Annotated in this window: 19 protein-coding genes; 10 read left to right on the top strand and 9 right to left on the bottom strand. The window is 41.5% G+C overall.

Annotated features, from left to right (window positions below; all coding sequences use genetic code 11):
• Positions 1-2: 2 nt before the first annotated feature.
• Complete coding sequence (locus F5613_RS12510; RefSeq protein ID WP_179399984.1) at positions 3-1088, bottom strand: efflux RND transporter periplasmic adaptor subunit; 1086 nt, start codon at positions 1086-1088, stop codon at positions 3-5.
• A 172-nt stretch (positions 1089-1260) separates the two neighbouring features.
• Here F5613_RS12510 and dnaE point away from each other — a divergent pair, with 172 nt between their 5' ends.
• Positions 1261-4908 (top strand): DNA polymerase III subunit alpha, encoded by a 3648-nt coding sequence (gene dnaE, locus F5613_RS12505; protein WP_179399983.1) that lies wholly within the window; start codon positions 1261-1263, stop codon positions 4906-4908.
• A 73-nt stretch (positions 4909-4981) separates the two neighbouring features.
• Positions 4982-5296, top strand: coding sequence for a thioredoxin (trxA, locus tag F5613_RS12500; RefSeq protein ID WP_068185175.1), 315 nt, complete (start codon positions 4982-4984; stop codon positions 5294-5296).
• Positions 5297-5306: 10 nt separating this feature from the next.
• Here the strand turns inward: trxA and mnmD are convergent, their stop codons facing one another.
• Complete coding sequence (mnmD, locus tag F5613_RS12495; protein ID WP_317171248.1) at positions 5307-5987, bottom strand: tRNA (5-methylaminomethyl-2-thiouridine)(34)-methyltransferase MnmD; 681 nt, start codon at positions 5985-5987, stop codon at positions 5307-5309.
• Between the two features lie 159 nt (positions 5988-6146).
• Here mnmD and F5613_RS12490 point away from each other — a divergent pair, with 159 nt between their 5' ends.
• Positions 6147-8537 (top strand): TonB-dependent receptor, encoded by a 2391-nt coding sequence (locus tag F5613_RS12490; protein ID WP_179400041.1) that lies wholly within the window; start codon positions 6147-6149, stop codon positions 8535-8537.
• Between the two features lie 9 nt (positions 8538-8546).
• On the opposite strand, the gene F5613_RS12485 is transcribed toward F5613_RS12490, so the two are convergent.
• Positions 8547-8975: a bacteriohemerythrin gene (locus F5613_RS12485; protein WP_179399981.1), complete on the bottom strand. Its 429-nt coding sequence runs from the start codon at positions 8973-8975 to the stop codon at positions 8547-8549.
• 290 nt (positions 8976-9265) lie between these two features.
• On the opposite strand from F5613_RS12485, the gene F5613_RS12480 reads away from it, so the two are divergent.
• Complete coding sequence (locus F5613_RS12480; RefSeq protein WP_246303411.1) at positions 9266-9934, top strand: phosphatase PAP2 family protein; 669 nt, start codon at positions 9266-9268, stop codon at positions 9932-9934.
• A 10-nt stretch (positions 9935-9944) separates the two neighbouring features.
• On the opposite strand, the gene F5613_RS12475 is transcribed toward F5613_RS12480, so the two are convergent.
• Positions 9945-11456 (bottom strand): GH3 auxin-responsive promoter family protein, encoded by a 1512-nt coding sequence (locus F5613_RS12475; RefSeq protein WP_179399980.1) that lies wholly within the window; start codon positions 11454-11456, stop codon positions 9945-9947.
• An 82-nt stretch (positions 11457-11538) separates the two neighbouring features.
• Here F5613_RS12475 and F5613_RS12470 point away from each other — a divergent pair, with 82 nt between their 5' ends.
• Positions 11539-12552 (top strand): ATP-dependent 6-phosphofructokinase, encoded by a 1014-nt coding sequence (locus tag F5613_RS12470; protein ID WP_179399979.1) that lies wholly within the window; start codon positions 11539-11541, stop codon positions 12550-12552.
• 515 nt (positions 12553-13067) lie between these two features.
• Here the strand turns inward: F5613_RS12470 and rnc are convergent.
• The 3 genes from rnc to F5613_RS12455 are packed head-to-tail and all read right to left on the bottom strand — an operon-like array spanning position 13068 to position 15471.
• Positions 13068-13958 (bottom strand): ribonuclease III, encoded by an 891-nt coding sequence (rnc, locus tag F5613_RS12465; RefSeq protein WP_179399978.1) that lies wholly within the window; start codon positions 13956-13958, stop codon positions 13068-13070.
• 1 nt (position 13959) lies between these two features.
• Entirely contained in the window at positions 13960-15216 is a 1257-nt protein-coding gene (gene fabF, locus F5613_RS12460) for a beta-ketoacyl-ACP synthase II (RefSeq protein WP_079682214.1), read from the bottom strand.
• Between the two features lie 18 nt (positions 15217-15234).
• Entirely contained in the window at positions 15235-15471 is a 237-nt protein-coding gene (locus F5613_RS12455; protein ID WP_009860668.1) for an acyl carrier protein, read from the bottom strand.
• A 153-nt stretch (positions 15472-15624) separates the two neighbouring features.
• On the opposite strand from F5613_RS12455, the gene purN reads away from it, so the two are divergent.
• Positions 15625-16191, top strand: a complete 567-nt coding sequence (purN, locus tag F5613_RS12450) for a phosphoribosylglycinamide formyltransferase (RefSeq protein WP_179399977.1) — start codon at positions 15625-15627, stop codon at positions 16189-16191.
• Here the strand turns inward: purN and pdxB are convergent.
• Complete coding sequence (gene pdxB / locus F5613_RS12445; RefSeq protein ID WP_079682216.1) at positions 16181-17287, bottom strand: 4-phosphoerythronate dehydrogenase PdxB; 1107 nt, start codon at positions 17285-17287, stop codon at positions 16181-16183. The genes purN and pdxB overlap by 11 nt on opposite strands.
• A 220-nt stretch (positions 17288-17507) precedes the next feature.
• Here pdxB and F5613_RS12440 point away from each other — a divergent pair, with 220 nt between their 5' ends.
• Positions 17508-18224, top strand: a complete 717-nt coding sequence (locus F5613_RS12440) for a glycosyltransferase family 2 protein (RefSeq protein WP_179399976.1) — start codon at positions 17508-17510, stop codon at positions 18222-18224.
• A gap of 13 nt (positions 18225-18237) precedes the next feature.
• On the top strand, positions 18238-19704 hold the full coding sequence (locus F5613_RS12435; RefSeq protein WP_179399975.1) for a glycosyltransferase: 1467 nt from the start codon (positions 18238-18240) through the stop codon (positions 19702-19704).
• An 11-nt stretch (positions 19705-19715) separates the two neighbouring features.
• Here F5613_RS12435 and F5613_RS12430 read toward each other — a convergent pair whose 3' ends face one another.
• Positions 19716-20348, bottom strand: a complete 633-nt coding sequence (locus tag F5613_RS12430; RefSeq protein WP_179399974.1) for a ribonuclease H1 domain-containing protein — start codon at positions 20346-20348, stop codon at positions 19716-19718.
• A gap of 202 nt (positions 20349-20550) precedes the next feature.
• On the opposite strand from F5613_RS12430, the gene F5613_RS12425 reads away from it, so the two are divergent.
• Together F5613_RS12425 and F5613_RS12420 are read left to right on the top strand one after the other, a co-directional pair.
• Complete coding sequence (locus tag F5613_RS12425; RefSeq protein ID WP_179399973.1) at positions 20551-21093, top strand: shikimate kinase; 543 nt, start codon at positions 20551-20553, stop codon at positions 21091-21093.
• Positions 21074-22285 carry an alanine dehydrogenase gene (locus F5613_RS12420; protein WP_179399972.1) on the top strand — a complete coding sequence of 404 codons (1212 nt, stop codon included), beginning with the start codon at positions 21074-21076 and terminating at the stop codon, positions 22283-22285. Before F5613_RS12425 ends, F5613_RS12420 begins: the two co-directional genes overlap by 20 nt.
• The last annotated feature ends 90 nt before the right edge of the window (positions 22286-22375 follow it).

The raw sequence follows: 22375 nt of genomic DNA, 5'->3' as shown, positions 1-22375 counted from the left end.
ATTTAATTAAGCGCATCAATACTAACCTTCATTCCGGTACGCAGCTGCATAACTCCCGTAACAAGAAGTGTATCTCCGGGTTGTAAACCTTCCAATACCTGCACACGGCTTTCTGTTCGTAATCCTGTTATTATTTCTGTTGGTTTGGCCTCTCCCGACTTATACAGATACACCATATTTTTACCCATCTCGGGGATGATGGCCTCGCTCGGGATGGCAAGTGCGTCTTTAATCTCATTCATATTGATTTCGACCGAGACAAACCGTCCGGGCAATATCGTTTCTCTAACATTGGGATAGGTGGCACGCACATTTAATGTTCGTGTTTCCATATTCACTTTGGATTCCACAGCATATACTTTGGCATGAAGATCTTCCAACGCTCCATCCATTCGGAAAGTGATGGGAGTTCCGGCTACAATCTGACTGGCATACCGTTCCGGGATGGAGAAATCAATCTTTAAGGGAGATATTTTGGTTAGTTTCGCAATCACGGTGGAGGGAGAAGTGAAGGCGCCTTCACTTACGGAACGAAGTCCGATAATGCCGTCGAAGGGAGCCCTAAGCTCTGTCTGGGCAATATTAGCCTTCACTAAATCGATGTCTGCCATCAATTTATCGTATTCTGTCTGCACTTGCTCAAAGGCCTCCTGACTTACAGCGTCTCTTTCAAGCAGTGTACGCTGGCGGAAAACCCGGTCTTTTGCAAGCGGAATCTGAGCCACCAGCTTTTTTAGCTGTGCCTGTAACGGCTGATCATTAATCTTTGCGAGCAATGTCCCCTTGCTTACATGGGAGCCTTCTTTAAAGTATATGGACGTAATCTTTCCCGATGATTCAAAAGACAGATTCACCTCTTCATCAGGGATTACACTTCCTGTACTCATTATCTTATCCGTAAGTGTTTGGAATTTTACCACTTCTGCATTCACATTGAGTACTTGGTTTCTTCCTCCTCCTTTAGAGGGTGACATGGGAATTTCGTCTTTGCTTCCCTGAAATTTTCTTTTTATATCCGGATAAAAAGCAAGCGCTGCAATAAATACAACAATAGCCGCTGTAAGGCTCCATTTTACACTCTTGGTCATCTTCTCTCTATTTTAATGATTCGTCATAAAAGTAATACTTTTGCTTAAGCATTAGAGATTATGACGTATATTTTACAATAAGGTTTAATTACCTACAGAAAAAAATTACAGTGATAGTCGCATACGGTTTAAAATTCCTATCTTTATCCTCCCAAAAGAAATTAGATATTACATGAAACCTTTTGTTCATTTACATGTACATACCCAGTATTCGATGCTGGACGGACAGGCATCTATCGACTCGCTGATTGAAAAGGCGCAAAACGATGGAATGCCCGCTATTGCCATCACCGATCATGGAAATATGTTTGGTGTTAAAGAGTTTTTCAATAAAGTTAACAAGAAGAACAGCAAATTCACCGGAACACTCAAAGATTGCGAGAAGGAGCTGAATATACTCAAAGATAAAGAGATACTTACACCGGAAGAGGAAGAACGGATAACGAAACTAACGGAGAAAATTGCAGAATGCAAAGCCTCTTTGTTTAAACCGATCATCGGCTGCGAATGTTATTGCGCCCGTACCAATCGGTTCGACAAGGATGGAAAGGAGCATTTAAGCGGCTATCACCTGATTGTTCTTGCCAAGAATTTTCAAGGATATAAAAACCTGATCAAGATGGTTTCTTTATCGTGGACTGAAGGTTTTTACGGCCGTCCGCGTATTGATAAAGAATTATTGGAAAGATATCATGAAGGTTTGATCGTAAGCTCTGCCTGTCTGGGGGGAGAAATACCTCAACACATCATGAAGGGGCGGTTGGAAGAGGCCGATAAATCCATTCAATGGTTTAAGAATCTGTTTGGTGATGACTATTACCTGGAGATGCAACGCCACGAGACGCATGATCCGTTGGCCGATCAAACTACTTTCCCCAAACAACAGGAGGTAAATAAGGTATTGATCGAGCTTGCCAGGAAACATGGGGTAAAACTTATTGCTACCAACGATGTGCACTTTGCCAACGAAGAAGATGCTGAGGCTCACGACCGGTTGATTTGCCTGAGTACCGGTAAAGACCTTGACGATCCGGATCGTATGCGTTATTCCAAGCAGGAATGGATGAAGACAACGGCTCAGATGAATCAGATTTTCGCGGACATTCCCGAGGCTCTTGACAATACGTTGGAGATCGCCAATAAAGTTGAATTCTATTCCATCGACCACAAGGCGCTTATGCCCGACTTCCCCATTCCTCCCGAATTTCAGGACGATGATGATTATCTACGGCACCTTACATACGTTGGAGCTGAAAAAAAATACGGAGAAAACCTGAATGATGAGGTTCGAGAGCGTATCGACTTTGAATTGGGTGTGATAAAAGGGATGGGATTTCCCGGTTACTTTCTCATCGTACAGGATTTCATTGCTGCGGCACGTAAGATGGGCGTAGCCGTTGGTCCGGGTCGTGGATCGGCTGCCGGATCGGCTGTTGCCTATTGTTTGGGAATTACGGATATCGACCCGATTAAATATGACTTGCTTTTTGAGCGTTTCCTGAATCCGGACCGTATCTCAATGCCCGATATCGATGTGGATTTTGATGATGACGGACGTGGAGAGGTTTTACGCTGGGTTACAGATAAATATGGGAAAGACAGGGTGGCGCACATCATCACCTATGGAACGATGGCTACCAAGTCGGCCATTAAGGATGTGGCTCGTGTGCAGAAACTGCCTTTAAGCGAATCCAACCGGTTGGCCAAATTAGTGCCCGACAAGATTCCGGACATGAAGAAATTCAAATTAAAGGATGCCATCGAATATGTTCCGGAACTGAAGGAGGCAGCCCGCTCGTCGGATCCGGCCATGCGCGACACCCTCAAATATGCACAGATGCTGGAGGGTAACGTGCGTAATACCGGAGTACATGCCTGTGGTATTATTATAGGTAAATATGACATCTCCGATGTTGTGCCTGTAAGTACCGCAAAAGATAAGGATACGGGCGAAGAGATGCTCGTAACCCAATACGAAGGATCTGTAATTGAAGACACGGGACTGATTAAGATGGACTTTTTGGGTCTGAAGACCCTCTCAATTATCAAAGAAGCCATCGAGAATGTTCAGTTGACTACCGGAAAACGTATTGACATCGACACAATCGACATAGAAGACGAGAAAACATACGACTTATACAGTAAAGGTAAAACAACCGGAACCTTCCAGTTTGAGTCGGCCGGTATGCAGAAATACCTGAAGGAACTGCAGCCCACCAAATTTGAGGATCTGATAGCCATGAATGCCCTTTACAGACCGGGGCCCATGGATTATATCCCCTCTTTCATCGCCCGAAAAAACGGTTCCGAACCTATCACCTACGATATTCCAATTATGGAACGTTACCTGAAGGATACCTATGGGATTACCGTGTATCAGGAACAGGTGATGCTTTTATCCCGTTTGCTGGCTAATTTTACCCGTGGTCAGTCGGATGAGTTACGTAAAGCCATGGGTAAGAAGCTCATTGAGAAGATGAACAGCCTGAAGGTAAAGTTCCTGGAAGGTGGAAAATCCAACGGACATAAGGAGGATGTGCTGCTTAAAATATGGGCGGATTGGGAAAAATTTGCTTCGTATGCTTTCAATAAGAGTCATGCAACCTGCTATTCGTGGGTCGCTTATCAAACGGCTTTTCTGAAAGCTAACTATCCATCCGAATACATGGCGGCGGTATTGAGCCGGAATATCTCGAATATCACCGAAATCACCAAGTTCATGGATGAGTGCAAGGCCATGGGAATCCAGGTGCTTGGTCCGGATGTAAACGAATCTCAGCTCAAATTCTCTGTGAACGCGAATGGCGATATCCGGTTTGGAATGGGAGCGATCAAAGGCGTGGGAGAGTCGGCTGTACAGAACATCATTGAAGAACGAAAGAATGGCCCTTTCAAAAGTGTTTTCGACTTTGTAGAACGGGTAAATCTTTCTGCCTGTAACAAGAAGAACATCGAAGCATTGGCTATGGCCGGAGCATTTGATAATTTCCCCGAGATCAGGCGCGAACAGTTTGTGGCCGAAGCAGGTAAAGGCGAAACATTTTTAGATGTATTGGTACGCTACGGCAATAAATTCCAGGTAGATAAGAATACGGCCACTAATTCTTTGTTCGGCGGAGATGATTTTGTAGCCATTGCCCGTCCCGAAATCCCTCAGGGGGACAGATGGAGCGATTTGGAACGCCTCAACAAAGAAAAAGAGCTGGTAGGAATCTATCTTTCAGCCCACCCGTTAGACGAATACTGGATTGTGCTCAACTATGTCTGCAACACGGGCGTTGCCGAACTGGCCGACCGGGATGAGCTGAAAGGAAGAGAAATTCTTATGGGAGGAATTGTTACCGGATTCAGAGAGGGTATGACTAAAATGGGAAAACCTTATGGAATCCTGAAACTGGAAGATTTTACCGGAAATGGAGAGATACCTCTGTTCGGAAATGATTATATCGAGTTCAGTAAATATTGCAAAGATGGCCTTGTTCTATTAATTAATGCGTCTGTTCAACCCCGCAGGTGGAATGAAAATGAGTTGGACTTCAAGATTGGTATGATCCAGACATTGGACATAAAAGAGAGTGATAAACTGGTAGAAAAGATCCGTATCACATTGCCTATCCATGATTTAGATGAGCCCCTGATCAATGAACTATCTGTATTGATTAAGAACAATCCGGGAAACAGCTTGTTATATTTCAAAGTCATGGACGGAGAACATAATGTATCATTAGATCTTTTTTCTCAAAACGTGCGTTTTCGTATCACCCGCGAACTGGTTGATTTCCTTAGGGAAAATGAAAACGTTGATTTTAAAATTAATTGAAACTTTGTCCGGCAGTAAAGAATTCGTATTTTTGATGCCACTTAGACAAACATAAACGAAAGAAAATAAAGTTATGGCACTACAAGTTACAGATGCAAATTTTGACGAGTTGGTAAACTCTGGTAAGCCCATGGTTCTGGACTTTTGGGCAGAATGGTGTGGCCCTTGCCGCATGGTTGGTCCAATTGTTGACGAACTGGCTACAGAATATGAAGGTAAAGTGATAATTGGCAAGATCGATGTGGATAACAACGACGATGTAGTATCGCAATTCGGTATCCGCAACATTCCTACAATTCTTTTCTTTAAAGATGGCGTAGTAGTTGACAAGCAAGTTGGAGCAGCGCCTAAAGCAACTTTTGTTGCCAAAATTGACGCGCTGCTGTAAGCTAAAGATATTACAGTTTTGTAGCGCGAAGCATTTCACGCTTCCCAGGGGGTCCGGGTATTCTTTCAACAGAAAATCCGGACTCTTTCATTGTACGGCGTACCGCTCCTTTGGCACAATAGGTTGTAAGTATACCTCCCGCATTCATACGGAAATACAATTTATTGAATAGTTCCTGATTCCACATTTCGGGTTGTTTATCCGGAGCGAAAGCATCAAAATATACAAGGTCTATTTCGTTGGGAAGCTCTGCCTGGTTGCAGTCTCCTTTCATTTTATGCAGCGTAAAATTGGGCGTGATCGACGCCGACTGGTTCCAGGGCGCTTCATGAAGCGCCATAAACAGGTCTTCTTCCCGGGCACACAACACTTTTCCGTAATTAAGATTTTGGACCAATACGATATCCAGCGGATAAAGCTCCATCGAATAATAGGTAATATGCCGATCGGCTTGCCTACTATCCAGAAGCGTAAGGAAGGCATTAAGGCCTGTTCCGAACCCAATTTCCAATACCCTGACCTCCTTTTTGGGTAACCGGTGGAGGCCGGCTTCAATAAATACATGTTCCGACTCTTGAATAGCTCCGTTCACCGAATGATAATGCTCGTCCATATCGGGCATGTACAACGTATGACTGCCATCTGATGTAATCTGCAACTCCCTTTTCAACCCGTCAGAAACCGGTTCTATGTTTACGGAATGGCTCAAATGCTGAAATGTATTCTTTTCTTTCAAGATATATTGAAAATTATTCTGTTTCTTTGGACAAAAGTACATCTTTCTTTGTTACATAAGGTATATTACAGATCTGAATAGATTCCAAAAAATAAAACTATGAAATATCAGCGCATGAATCTGAGGACTTACGCACTACTTATCCTGTTTTTATTAATTTCCGTTGTTCAGTTAACGGCGCAGCAAACGTATTCGATCAAGGGTGTTATAAAAGATAATCTTAGCGGAGAACCATTGCCTTTTGTGAACGTAATTATCTGGAATTCATTAAATGGATCGGTCACCGCTGAAGACGGATCCTTTACCATACAGGGAGTTTCGCCGGGAAGTTACCGGCTTCAGGCCTCGTTTATCGGATATAAGCCTTTTGTAACGGCCGAATTCCGCGTAGTAAAATCGGATGTCTTTGTGGGCATCGAAATGGAAGAATCGAGTCAGAATCTGCAAGAGGTCAACGTCGTGGCTACCCCCTTTAGAAAAACAGCCGAGAGTCCTCTTGGATTGCGAGTGATAGGATTTAAGGAGATTGAAAAGAGTGCCGGAGGAAACCGGGATATTTCAAGGGTGGTTCAATCTTTTCCCGGAGTGGCGTCGACAGCTGCTTTTCGTAATGACATCATTGTTCGCGGAGGAGGTCCTTCTGAGAACCGTTTTTTTCTCGACGGGGTGGAGATACCGAATATAAATCACTTCTCTACTCAGGGAGCATCGGGCGGACCGGTTGGGATAATCAACCCCGATTTTATCAGGGAGGTCAACTTTTATGCAGCGGCCTTTCCCGCTGCTCGCGGGAATGCGCTAAGCTCGGTTCTCGATTTTAAATTGCAGGACGGCAATCAGGAAAAATCATCCGCAAGGGCTGTGGTTGGAGCTTCCGAAGTAGCTTTTTCGTCCAACGGTCCTTTAGGGAAAAAAACCACCTATCTTGTTTCCGTTAGACGTTCGTATCTGCAATTTCTGTTTAAGGCGATCGGACTACCGTTTCTTCCTACGTACACAGATGCTCAGTTTAAGATTAAGCATCAGATAGATAAACAAAACGAAATCTCCTTTATCGGACTGGGGGCGTTAGATGACATGAAATTGAATACAGGGATGAAGGATATGTCTGACGAAAACAAATATATTCTTGAATACCTACCCGTTGTAAAACAAAAGACATACACCCTGGGTGCTGTATACAAACATTTTGCCGGGCATAACATGTATTCGCTCATTGCCAGCAGCAGCTACATGAATAATAAGAATTTAAAATATAAAGACAATATTGAAGAACCGGAAAGGCTGTCTTTAGACTATAACTCGGGAGAATCCGAGTTCAAATTACGTTCGGAGAATCTCTTTCGGTTGCCCTATGTACAACTTGCTGTAGGCGGTAATGTTGAATATATAAAATACACCAATGAGTCGTATCAGAAAATATTTACCGACCGGCCATTTATTCAGGAATACAATACTTCGCTGGGGCTGACGAAGTGGGGGTTGTTTGCAACCGCAACGTACGAAAGTTACAACGAACGGTTTACGGCTTCGCTAGGATTGCGTACAGACGCAAACAACTACAGTGCCCAAATGAATAATATGGTTGATCAGCTGTCGCCCCGCTTATCCCTATCCTATCGGTTTTACAAAGATTTTTACGTGAATGGAAACATAGGCCGTTTTTTTGAACTGCCTGCCTATACCTCTATGGGATTCAAAAATAATCAGGGAGAGTACATCAATAAAGTGAACGGACTGCAATATATAAGAAGCGACCAGGCCGGCATTGGCTTGGAGTTCAGACCAAAATCGTACCTTAAATTTACAGCAGAAGGCTTTTATAAGCATTACGATCGTTACCCGATGTCGCTTACAGACTCTATTCCGCTGGCATCCAAAGGAGCCGACTATGGTGTATTGGGAAATGAAGCGGTTCAATCTATCGCCACGGGAAGAGCCTATGGTCTTGAACTGATGGGACGCTGGTATAATTACAAAGGGTTGACTTTTATTGCCTCCTATACATTGGTTCGCAGTGAGTTTAAGGACGGGCGGAATACGAACAGATACCTTCCTTCCAGCTGGGATAATAAGCATCTGTTTACATTCAGCGGAACCTATTCGCTGCCTCGAAACTGGGATGTAGGTGCCAAGTTCCGCTATGTAGGCGGGGCACCCTATACCCCTTACGATCTGGAAAAAAGCAGCTTAGTTGAAGCCTGGGATGCCAAAGGCAACCTGTATTACGACTACAGCCGCTTTAATAGCGGGCGACTCAAGTCGTTTACACAGCTTGACATCCGTATTGATAAATCGTATTCGTTCAAGAAATGGATGCTGGGTTTATACCTTGATATCCAAAATGCCTTGAACAGCACCTATAATCAGCCGGACGTATATATCAAGACCGGGAAAATAATGAATCCGGAAGCTCCGATTTCCCAACAACGTTATGAACTTAAACCGGTAAAAAGAACATCAGGCACGTTGTTGCCCAGCATTGGTATTATGATTGATTTCTAAAAGATCCGGTTATTGCATACCCAGGGTATTCTTAATGCTATCGGCGTATTCAGCATCGGTTCCACTGATATGGATGATCAACCATTTTCTCATAAACGAGATCATTTCATTCAGGAGTTCCTCATTGTTATTATAATAACTATGATGGAACTCTTCCACTTTCTTCCTGAACAGCTCATGCTCCATGACATGTAAGTCAATATTGGGTGACTGAGATTTCACCATAAGATCTTCTTCTGTCTTGAAATGGTAGATAACATAGTTTTGAAGTTCATTGATTAAAGAATGCATCTCAGATTTTTCCTGCTTTTGATTAAGAGTCACCAGGTTATCTAATATTACAAAAAATTTTTTATGCTGATTATCTATCATCGGTATACCTAGTAAATAACTGTCGTTCCAATTGGTAGTCTCAGTATTGTATTTTGTTTTCGTCATCTTTCTTTCTATATTAAATTAATATCAAACAGCCTTTCAATAACAAGGCGTAAAAGTATTGCCAAAGATAGTTTAAATATTTATTTACCTTTTGAAATTGTATCAGTTAATGGGATTTTGTTTCTTTGTAAAAACTTTTAAAAATAAATTCATTGGCCGGTATATACAGACATCGAACGAATCGATTCATTATCATATTACTTTGTATTACATTATGCATTGTTTCAACAACACATGGGCAAGTGTATGAAAAGAATCTAAAGGCTGATTCTTTATCCCTCAAAGATTCATTGCCCGTTACAAAAACAAAGTATAGTAAAGTTCCCCTAAAGCAGTTTGTTTTACCTGCAACTCTGATTGCGGTTGGTGCTTTTGGCTCTTCTGTAGACGGAATGCGCGATTTTCATTTAATCTCCAGGAAAGATTCCGTTTCTCAAATTCGCATAGATGATTATCTTGAATGGGGAATGTTGGGTTGGGTATTTATGTGTGATATAGTAGGTAAGGAAAAACATAGCCTGGCAGATCAATTTGTTTTGCTTGCAATGGCAGAGGGAATAAACGCAGCAGCTGTTCACGGCTTAAAAAACAACATTGAAACAACCCGCCCCGACGGACGGCCCTACTCTTTCCCCTCCGGCCATACAGCAAATGCATTTCTGGGTGCACATATGGCTTATAAAGAATTTAAAGACAGCTCTCCGGTATTGGCCTATTCCGGTTATGCCATTGCGGGATTTGTAGCTGCATCGAGGGTATACAATAACCGTCATTGGTTGGCCGATGTGGCTGCAGGTGCAGGAATCGGTATCTTGTCTGTCGAATTATCTTACTTAATCTACTTCCCAATAAAGAACCTCATAATCCGGAAGAGCGGGAATAAAACGGCAAACAACCTGTTTCTAGCCCCCTCTATTCAGAGAGAAGGGGGCGGTTTTTATCTTTCGTACCGGTTCTAGTGGCGAATACTTATCTATTTAATTCCAGAAGCTCCTCAATATAGGTTCTTTGATTGCTGAGCCGGGGTATTTTATGCTGTCCACCCAATTTCCCTTTTTCTTTCAACCATTCATAAAATACACCCTCACGCGCCTGAATAATCTCGGGAGATAGCAAAGACATCCCTCTGTAACGCTTCGCTTCATAGTCCGAATTCAGTTTCTGAAGGGTATCATCCAGTATTTTTGTAAATTCATCCAGGGATTCCGGTGCATGCTCAAATTCGATAAACCATTGATGCCTACCGTGACCAGCATTAAGCATAAATAACGGTGCGGCTGTATATTCTTTTACTTTGGCCCCCGTAAGTTCGCAGGCTCTGGCTAAGCCTTTGTCGGCATTATCAACCATCAATTCTTCGCCAAATGCATTGATAAAATGCTTCGTACGGCCTGTAATAATGAATTTATAAGGATTCCGGGATGTAAAACGAATCGTGTCTCCAATCATATACCTCCATAAACCACCACAGGTAGTAATTATCAGGGCATAGTTTGTATCTGTTTGTACATCCTCTAGTGGTATAACCGTAGGATTTTCCTTTTCGATCTCGCTCATCGGTATAAATTCGTAGAAAATACCATAGTCTAATGTGAGCAACATGGCCGGATCGGACAAGTCTCCCTGTATGCCGAAAAATCCCTCAGACGCATTGTAGGTCTCCACATAATGCATCTTATCCGAAGGGATTAATGCTTTGTATTGAGCGCGATAGGGACTGAAACTGATTCCTCCATGAAAAAAAACCTCCAAGTTAGGCCATACGTCGGAAAGGGTTTCAGCTCCGGTACGTTCCAAGATTGCCTTAATGAGCACCAACATCCAGGAAGGTACTCCGGAAATGCTATTTACATCCTTGTTCCAGGTATAGTCTACGATCGCTTTAATTTTACTTTCCCATTCGTCCATAAGGATAATCCGCTTGGGGGGTACCCTCACCAAATTCACCAACGGATTTAACTGCTGCAGGAGAACAGCCGAAAGGTCGCCGCAATGGGCATGCTGGTTCAACGCGACAGGTTTGTGACTGCCGCCAAGGATCAACCCTTTTCTGCTGAAAAAATTACTGGATGGATTGTTTCCTAGATATAGAGCTACAGCATCGAAACCGCCTTTATAATGACATTTCCATAAAATTTCTTTCGACACCGGGAGGAATTTACTTTTATCGTTGGTGGTGCCGCTCGATTTGGCAAACCACTTTACAGCAGTTGGCCAGATAAGTCCCTGTTCTCCCTGAAGCATTCTTTCTACATAAGGCTTAATATCATCATATTGTTGTATCGGTATACGCTGTTGAAATGTTTCGTAGGTACGGATACTTTTATAATCGTATTTTTTACCCCACTCTGTATTCCTGGCGCTCTCAATAAGATTAGATAGCTGTCTTTGCTGTACAGCATCGGCGCACATTACGTGCGATTCGATCTGTTTTAATCTGTAACGAAAGAAGGGTAAAACCGCTTTAGTTAAAAAATCCATGCTTTTTCATATTGTGTTCTTTGCAAATTTAAGTATTCTCTTTTTATTTATACCTTTGCTAAGTACTTAAATGAGTAAAACAATGAAAATAGGGATACTTTCTTCCGGAGGAGACTGCCCCGGTATCAACGCAACCATTCGTGGAGTGGGGAAAACGGCCTTAATGCATTATGGTATGGAGGTGATTGGCATTCACAGTGGATTTGTAGGATTACTCAATAAAGATATCGAAGTTTTTAATGAACGTAGTCTTTCCGGTATACTCAACCTGGGGGGGACCATTCTGGGCACTTCCCGCGAGAAACCTTTCCGCAAGTTATTGGCATCCGGAGATTCAGAGAAACCTCATATCATAAAGGAAAACTACGAGTCCCTCGGCCTGGACTGCCTGGTTTGTATCGGGGGAAACGGAACTCAGAAAACGGCGAATCTTCTTTCTCAACTAGGACTTAATATTATCGGTGTTCCTAAAACGATCGACAACGATATATGGGGTACAGATATAACCTTTGGATTTGATACGGCAGTAAACATTGCCACCGAAGCCATAGACAGATTACATAGCACAGCCAGTTCGCATAAACGTGTGATGGTTGTAGAAGTGATGGGACATCATGCGGGGTGGATTGCATTGTATGCAGGTATGGCAGGAGGGGCCGACGTAATTTTACTGCCGGAGCTTGGTTACGATATTCGCAAGGTGAATGAAGTAATTCTGGATCGTGCACATCGTGGAAAGCCCTATTCTATTGTTGTCGTTGCCGAAGGTGTCTCTTCGCCCGGTAAGACAAGGCCTGCCGACTATATTACAAGAGCGATTGAAGAAACAACTGGTATCGAAACTCGTGAAACGGTATTAGGATACATTCAACGCGGAGGTAACCCCTCTCCCTACGACCGCAACCTGGCTACCCGGCTAGGGGGCCATGCAACGGAATTAATCTCTAAAGGAGAATTTGGCCGGATGGTTTGTATGTGCGGGAATAACGTAACTTCAACTCCGCTAAGCGATGTTGCCGGAAAACTTAAACTGGTTACCAAAGAGCACGAACTGATTGTACAGGGATTACGGATGGGGATAAATTTTGGTCATTAACAAGCAATTCTATTCACGAACAGTAAGTAAACTAATTATTATTCGAAGACTTTTAGATCTTTGCCTTAAGGGAAGTATTTGTTTAACAAATGGACACTTTGCATTCAACAGCTGTTAAACGCAAGGTATCCAGCTGTTGACTTTGCGTTTAACAGCTGTCAAACGAATACTTACCTTATGTGTTGTGATTAGTTTCCTTAACCTTTGCAATTACTACTAAACTTAACAGCAATCACTTTCTGACGGATTAAACTGAAAACGTAGACGGATCAACAATCATGATACTGAAATAATGGACACCATCTCGAAGTCCGTCATAACAAAGGTTGCAGAGGAGAAACCGTTTTGGACATATAAGGGCCCTGATTCCATTGATGGCAGATGACAGATACATTGAATCTGTCACAAGCCATCTATCATTCCAAGAACCCTTATCTGGAAAGGGATCTGAGCTGTTTCATGACAGATGACAGATTAAAATGACGTTTATTCGTTCCGGATAAGAACGGGGCTGGTTATTCTTCGGAAAGCAGTTTCTCCAACTGCTGATCATCCATTTTTTTGGTAGAATCAACTGTTTCAGGTTGTTGTTCTTTGCCATTGGCTTCGTCTGAGACGGTTGTATCAGGGTCGGATGATTTTTTCAAGTTTGCGATGATCTCTTGTGTTGCAGGATCTTTGCGAATCTTCTTTATAGCCATTTTTGAAGCATTTTGCTGAGCCTCTTTTTTTGAAAAGCCTATTCCGATTCCTAACTGTGTTTCTCCCAACATAACAGCGTACTGGAAAATAGGATTACTTTCCTCGTCTGTAAAAGATTCTACAAGATTGAAAGAAATATCCAACTTCGTTTTCTGACTCCATTCAATTAAAGCCGATTTGAAGTTAACCTCTTTACGGGCAAGTTTATCAATATTGATATATTTACCAATAATTACGGTAGAAACAAACTTATGACATACTTTATAGCCCTGATCCAAATAGATGGCTCCAATCAAAGCTTCCAGTACATTTCCATAAATATCATTTCCATGTGTGTGCATCTTTTTGGCACAAACAATGTGTTTATCGAGGCCTAATTCCATAGCCACACGGTTCAGCGTTTCACGTTGAACGATCTTGGAACGGGTATTGGTAAGAAAACCTTCGCGCTTATTTTGAAATTTGATGTAAAGAATATCGGCTATTACGGAGCTGAGAATGGCATCACCAAGGAATTCCAACCGTTCGTTGTTCCTCCAAGGTTGTTCAATGATACCTTCTGCAATAGCAGATTTGTGGATAAAAGCCTGTTGGTAAAGGTCAGGTTTATCGGGGTAAAAACCAAGTATCTTATATAAAGAAGAATAAGGCTCCTTGTTTTTACACAGGAGGAGCCTTATTTTTTTGTATAATGCTTTCAACACGTTATTTCACAAATTTTTTAACAATCATGCTCGCATTGTGACCTCCAAAACCGAAAGTGTTGGAAAGTGCTGCATTGATTTCTCTTTTCTGTGCTTTGTTGAACGTATAGTTCAATGTGTAATCTATTTCCGGATCTTCATCTCCCTCTGCAAAATTAATTGTAGGAGGAACAATGCCTTCTTTTATAGCCAGGATACAAGCTGCTGCTTCCAAAGCACCAGTTGCACCTAAAAGATGTCCGGTCATTGACTTGGTAGAACTTATATTTAGTTTTTTAGCATGTTCGCCAAAAACTTCCTTAATAGCTTTAACTTCAGAAATATCTCCAACAGGAGTAGAAGTTCCATGAACATTGATATAGTCAATGTCTTCCGGGTTCATTTCAGCATCTTCCAATGCATTACGCATCACCAACTTAGCACCTAGACCGTCAGGATGAGTCGCTGTAAGATGATATGCATCCGCAGACATTCCTGTACCAGCAACTTCACAGTAGATTTTAGCTCCTCTTGCAAGGGCATGCTCCATTTCTTCCAATACCAAACACGCGGCACCTTCTCCCATAACAAATCCATCTCGGCTTGCACTAAAAGGACGCGAAGCGGTTTCTGGAGAATCGTTTCTGGTAGAGATTGCATTCATGGATGAAAATCCACCAACCCCTGCACTTGTAATGGAAGCTTCTGCACCTCCGGTTACAATGGCATTAGCCTTTCCTAACCGGATGTAATTAAAAGCATCTGCAATTGCATTGGTTGAAGAAGCACAAGCAGAGACAACCGCAAAGTTAGGCCCTCTAAATCCGTATTTCATCGAAATATGACCAGACGCGATGTCTGCAATCATTTTCGGAATGAAAAAAGGATTAAAACGCGGACCACGTTCAGCATCGTAATTCTCAACCTCTTCTTGAAAAGTAGTTATGCCTCCAATACCTGAAGAGAAAATAACACCGACTTTGTTCAAATCAAGTTTTTCTATCTCCATGCCTGAATCAGCAATTGCTTCATCGGCAGCGATTAACGCAAATTGGGCATAACGATCAAGCTTGCGGGCTTCTTTACGGTCGAAATACTGGGTGGGATCAAAATTCTTTACTTCACAGGCAAACTGTGTCTTGAATTTTGAAGCATCAAAATGAGTAATAGGTCCGGCTCCACTCTTACCGTTAACAAGACCCTCCCATGTTTCTGTGAGGGTCTTGCCAAGCGGTGTTATAGCTCCAAGACCTGTTACTACAACTCTTTTTAATTCCATGCTTTCAACGTAAAAGGATTACTTTGCGTTTGCTTCGATATAAGCAACAGCATCACCAACAGTTGTAATCTTTTCTGCTTGATCATCAGGAATTGAGATACCGAATTCTTTTTCGAACTCCATAATCAATTCTACTGTGTCAAGAGAGTCTGCTCCTAAATCGTTAGTAAAGCTTGCTTCGTTTGTAACTTCTGTTTCTTCAACACTTAACTTATCTACGATAATCGCTTTTACTCTTGATGCAACTTCAGACATAACTTTTTCAATTTAGATTAATTAATACGAATTTACTTTTTAAATTTGCAGTGCAAAGAAAAGAATTTTTTATGTTACAAAACAAATATTATGTACTAAAAATGTGGAAAACTGCACATTTTTTCTTTTCTTGTGCATTAAAACCTAGAATTAATGAAGAGTTTAGCCATTTTTGCCTCCGGTTCAGGAACGAATGCGGAGAATATTATCCGATATTTCTCTAATAGTGAATTTTTTAAAGTCGCCATCGTACTCTCCAATAAACAAGGAGCCGGGGTTCACGAACGGGCTAAAAAACTGAATACACCCTCAATCTCTTTCTCGAAAGAAGAGTTTGAATCGGGAGAAGCCATTCTTGATATCTTAAAAACATATCAAATTGATTTTATTGTACTTGCCGGCTTCATGTCTAAAATTGCGGATAATTTACTTGCGGCTTATCCGCACAAAATAATAAATATTCATCCGGCTTTACTTCCCAAATTCGGGGGAAAAGGGATGTACGGCATGCATGTTCATCGGGCCGTAATTGCTTCCGGCGAAACAAAATCAGGAATCAGCATCCATTATATTGACGAGCATTATGATGAAGGACCGATTATATTTCAGGCCGAATGCCCCGTATTTGCGGATGACACCCCCGAGTCGTTATGCGAAAGAATACACCAGCTCGAACATAAATGGTATCCTGAAATAATAGAAAAGGTACTTACCGATTGAACCCTAACAGATCCGACAGAAAGATCTCTTCTTCCTTTATATTTAATAATGTATAGGCTTTGTACTCTCTTGGATGGTTGTAATTATTTCGTAGCGACTCAAAATCATGAGGAGCATTGCGTAACATCCGGTCTACTGTTTCCGGACAAAAGGTTTTCAGCACAGCCTGTTCCATCCGTCGGGAGGTAAATAAATCAAGATCAATTACCGGCTCTTCCGGTAGAGGAGGAACAACTTCTCCAATCTTTTCAATGGGAATACGAAAGAAATTACCGATTGTTTGAAGACAGGCGCGTGTTCCGTTAGCTTTTCCATCTGCCGAAAATCCGGCTATATGAGGCGTGGCTATAGAAGCAGCGTCCAACAGCTGTAAATCAATATGGGGTTCGTTTTCCCAACAGTCTATGATAAGTTCGGATACAATGCCTTCCCGTTTTGCCCTTAGCAAAGCTGTTGTATCATGCACTGCTCCCCTGCAGGTGTTAATAAACCATGGCTTCTTCTTCACTTCTGCAAAGAACGCCTCGTTTGCCAGATGCTTGGTTGCATGAATGCCAGATACAGTGTAAGGAACATGAAACGTAATTATATCACTTTCTTCGGCAATTGTCTTAAGAGAAACAAAACCGGCTGAACCCTCCTGCTCTTCACGGGGAGGGTCGTTCCGCAGAATATTCATCCCATAGGCTTTACACACCCGTTCTACAGCCTTTCCAACATGCCCTACTCCTACAATTCCTAATGTCTTATTTTTCAGATCTATATTATTGCGGATAGATAATGTAATAAGAGATGCCAGCACATATTGAGCAACGGAATCCGCATTGCATCCGGGGGCATTGGCCCAGGCAATACCTGCTTTATCGCAATATGCGGTATCAATATGATCAAAACCAATGGTAGCAGTCGTTATAAGCTTTATACTTGTTCCCTCCAGAATCTGTTGTGTACATTTATCGATACTGCGGATTATAAGTGCATCGGCGTTTTTTATTCTGTCGTGCGTAAACTCTTCAGGCGAAATATAACTAATTTCCGCAAAAGTTTCGGCAATTCCTTGCAGGTAGGGAATTGTATTGTCTGCAATGATTTTCATCCCTTATGTTCTATTTAATCTTCATTTATGAGGCAAAAGTACTTGAAAGAATGCCAATGTCCAAAGATATGATTGGCTCATTAGAAAGTTTTATTACTTTTGCACAGATTTGTAGAAAGATAAGACAATACATGATCGTATAGAGAATAGAGTGAGTTTTTAGGTTCTCTGCTTATCAGACTCTTAGCATGTAAAGAAATGGATTAAAATGGAATATGGTATGAAAAAGATGAATATTATTACTCCTGTAAAGGACTCGATAGAGTTAACTTTGCAGACCATCAAGGCGATTACCGCCTCACAACTATCTGTTCCATTTTCGTACATGGTTTACAATGATTTCAGCACTCCGGAAAACACCGAATTACTTAAAGAAGCTTCCGGAACGTATGGCTTTACGCTTGTCAACATTGCAGATATTACGGATCATCCCTCTCCTAATTATCTTTTAATTTTGCAGATGGCGCAAAAAGAAGCCATTCAAGAAAACGCAGCACTTATTATTGTTGAATCGGATGTAACGGTCGCACCAGACACGCTTCAGAAGTTATTCGACGAGTCGGTCATCCGTAAGGATTGTGGTATTGCCGCAGCTGTAACGGTTGATAGCCAGGGAGCAATCAATTACCCTTATCTATATGCTAAAGGAAAAGAAAACAGCGTATTTTCTACTCGTAAACACGTAAGCTTCTGTTGTTCGCTTTTAAAACCCGATTTTCTTAACAAATATAGTTTTGAAGAACTAAACCCTGAAAAGTCCTGGCACGATGTTACGATTTCTCACAAATCGTTGCAGTTAGGCTTTAACAATTACCTGTTCACTACGTTGCCCGTTTTGCATCAACCCCATAGCAGCAGGCCCTGGAAACAGCTAAAATATACAAATCCGTTAAAATATTACTGGATTAAATGGACGAAAGGTTACGATAAAATTTGACAGGCCGATTGAAATGATTAAAAAAACTTTAGTTTCGGTAGTGATTCCTGTCTATAATATGGAAGACTATCTGGAAGAAACGGTCAACTCTGTATTACAGTCGACCTATCCGAATATAGAAATTATATTGATGGACGATGGTTCGTCTGATAAGTCTCCCTTGATTGGCAAAAAATTATCGGAGCAGCACCCATCAATCTTTTTTTACAGCCAAACCAATAAAGGTGTGGCTGCAGCCCGCAACCATGCCATATCGCTTGCCAAGGGTGAATATATCTTTCCTTTGGATTCGGACGATTTGATTGGTCCTGATTTTTTTGAAAGTGCGGTAAAAGTGCTGGATACTCAAGATGATGTCAAAGTTGTATACTCGAGAATGATGTTTATTGGAGAGAAGAACAGCGAATGGATTTTACCAGACTTCTCCCTTTCCCTAATTGCAAGAAAAAACATTATTCCAGTCAGCGCCCTGTTCAGGAAAAGTGACTGGATAAAAGCCGGAGGATACTGTGAAACTATTATAGCCAGAGAAGATTGGGAATTCTGGATTTCAGTACTAAAAGACGGAGGAAAGGTTGTAAAATTACCTTGTATCGGATTATACTATCGAATCCGTCCAAATTCAAAACGGATGACTGATAGAAAACTAAAGAAGCACGTTATTGAAACATTAAATAATCGTCACGCCGATTTTTTCTTAAAAGAGCTAAACGGTCCGTTACGACAGTATCGTAGTTGGTCACGTATGTATAACAGGATGACCAATTTATTCTGTAAGAAGTCGGTCGCCGTGAATCCCTACTTCAAACACCTTACAACCTTCTTAAATTCATTGCCTTTTCAGTTCGATAAAATGGGAACTATCATATATAAAGGAAGAAATGAACTTAAAATGTTTGCTGTAGATGGTGATGAATATATTGTTAAGTCCTACAAAAGGCCGATATGGATAAACCGGATAATTTATGGATTTTTAAGGGCATCAAAAGCTCAAAGAGCCTATGACAATGCTTTTAAATTATTAAAAGCAGGCATTAAGACTCCTCTTCCGGTAGCTTATATAGAATACAGCCAAAATTGGTTGTTCGACAAAAGTTACTTTGTAAGTAAAAAATCATCGTGTCCGTTTGAATACCGCGACCTATTCAAGCAAACTTTCCAAAACGAGACAAGTATTCTGAAAGCTATTGCCCGGACCACTGCCATGCTGCATGAAAATGGTTTTTTGCACAAAGACTATTCGGGGGGTAATATATTATTTAAAGAAACGGACGGTGAAATTCAGGTGGAAATCATAGACCTGAACAGAATGTCTTTCGGAAAAATAAATATGAGAACAGGATGCAAAAACTTTGAACGTCTAAATGGGAATGAACACATCTACACTGTTTTAGGAGAAGAATATGCCAACGTGCGTGGATTCGACAAAGAAAAATGCATTCGGCTTATTCTTGAGGCGACAAAAAAACAGAACAAATAACCAGGTAAGACCTATTTTCGTCCAAAATCAGCTGGGATTTCTCCCCATTCCGACGTTTCCCATTTAAGGATGGTCGTTGAGTATTCATTTTCATGAAGCCATTTCTCAGCTCTTTCAATCAGGTTAAAGATAACTTCATTTCGAGGTTCTCTTTCCAATAATGTTTTACATTTCTTTTTTTGGACCCACATAATCGCATTTCTGCTGTCTGAATAAATAGGAAGAGGGCTATTCTTTTGTTTCAAAAAAGCAAGGCCGTGCACCAGAGCCAGGAACTCTCCAATATTGTTTGTTCCCTGTTCATAAGGGCCGATACGAAATAGCTCTTGCTTGGTTGCCGTATATACACCTCTGTACTCCATCAAGCCGGGATTGCCACTGCACGCGGCATCTACTGCAATGCTGTCAAGTATGGGTCTGCCGCCATTTAAAACAGGAAGTTTCTGCATTGTTCGTGTGGCAGAAGCCGGTTTTATGAATTCCTTGAAATCTTTTTCAAAGGCAGCATAAGCCTCTTCTCTCGTTTCGAAAGATTTGTATTTAGCGCCATCCTGACCTTCAACCTGCATCTTACAGGCATTCCAGCTATCATACACTCCGGGATTCAATCCTTTCCAAACTACGTAGAACTTATTTTTTGCCATTATAGATTATTTATCTCTGCAAAGATAGACTATATTTTGGGTTGAAATAAGTCGGATAAAGCTTTTAGCCTTTTTGTTATCTAAAAAACAAGTTGAATTATAATCGTAGGAGTTTTGTGACGCGATCCGTGCAATTATTTTATTCTGGTTGACCGAATTGCTTTATAAAAAACTACATTTGCAAAAAATAGTTCAATTTGGGATGAAACGTATATTTCTTATCGGTTTTATGGGAGCGGGCAAAACGTCTGTAGGTGTGTGTCTTTCAAAAAATATGGGACTCACATTTGTTGACCTGGATCATTACATTGAAAGCAGATACCTAAAATCTGTTCAACAGCTTTTTACAGAAAAAGGTGAGGCCGGCTTCCGGGAAATTGAACAAAAGATGTTACGTGAGGTAGCCACCTTCGAAGATGTTATAATCTCTACCGGAGGAGGGACTCCCTGTTTTTTTGACAATATGGAATATATGAAAGCCCACGGAACGACCGTATATCTAAAGGTTTCGGTTCCGGAATTGACCAATCGGCTGGAATTGTGCAAAGGGACACGTCCGCTGCTTAAAGACAAGAATAAAGAAGAACTCATGGATTACATACGTGAAACATTGCTAAAAAGAAAAAACAATTATGAGCAGGCAGATGTTGTTTTTGAAGCAGAGGCAATGGAGACAGACACGGATGTACTCTCAATAGCTAATGCATTGGAAAAGATATTACACTATGGATCTGACAGGAGGTAGATGTAGTCAGGGGAAGTATATTCCTCAGGAACTATTAAAGGAGATAAGCAAGATGGGCAATCGGTTGCTTATAGGCATTCCTCGTGAACGAAACGAAGAAGAAAGGCGACTGCCACTTACACCCGAAGCTGTTGATATGCTTACGGATTGTGGCCATCGTGTAGTTGTTGAAACAAATGCGGGTCTTGGCATAAACTATTCCGACAATCATTTCTCTGAAGCAGGTGCCGAAATAGTTGCAACCCCTCAGGAGGTTTATCAGGCCGATTTAATTTTGAAAATTCTTCCTCCGTTACCAGGCGAAGTTGCTTTAATGAAACCAAGATCTACGTTGTTCTCCATGGTACAGTTAAATTCGTTTGCTCCCGAAGCATTCGAACTAATGATGGGCAAACGGATCAATGCAATAGGTTATGAGCTGTTGGCCGACGACCAGAACAAATTGCCGGTACTCAATATCATTTCCGAGATTGAAGGTAAAGCTTCAATCTCCATTGCAGCCGAAATGTTAAGTAACGCCCGTGGAGGTAAAGGATTGCTGTTTGGTGGAATTTCGGGAGTACCACCCACTGAAGTTGTTATTGTGGGAGCCGGAATAGCAGGAACTGCTGCCGCCCGTGCAGCTTTAGGAATGGGAGCCATGGTAAAGGTGTTTGATGAAGATATCAACAAGTTACGAACCATACAGCAAGTATTGGGTCAGTCGTTGTTTACATCTAATTTTCAACCCAACGTGCTACATAATGCATTCCGATCGGCTGATGTTGTTATCGGCGCTATGCGTTATATAAATTCACGTAAAAGATATGTAATTGCCGAAGAGATGATCAGCTCGATGAAAAAAGGAGCATTGATTATCGATCTTCGTGTTAACCAAGGAGGGTGTTTTGAAACAACTTGTGGATTAACCTCTTCTGATCCTTCTGTTTTTCAGCAATATGGAATTTTTCATTATTGTAAATCGAATGTCAGCAATTATGTAGCCCGAACAACCGCTATGGGATTCAGTAACATTTTTGTTCCCATGCTATTCTCCATAGGAGACATGGGGTCTGTCCAGGCACTTATAAAGGCTGACATGGGGTTCAGAGCTGGAATATATATGTACGGCGGCAAGCCGGTGAATCGCTATGTAGCAAATCATTTTAATCTTTCTTCGGCCGATATTAGTATCTATTTGTCGGCTTTTTAGGATTAAAACAGATAAAATTGTAATTTTGTTCACCGTTCAAAGTTTAATTTTTTTACCTTTGCAACGCGATCATAAACAATGGCAATCAGA

Origin of the sequence: Macellibacteroides fermentans, from assembly GCF_013409575.1 — a bacterium.
GTDB lineage: Bacteria > Bacteroidota > Bacteroidia > Bacteroidales > Tannerellaceae > Macellibacteroides > Macellibacteroides fermentans.
This window is presented reverse-complemented; position numbering and strand designations above follow the sequence as displayed.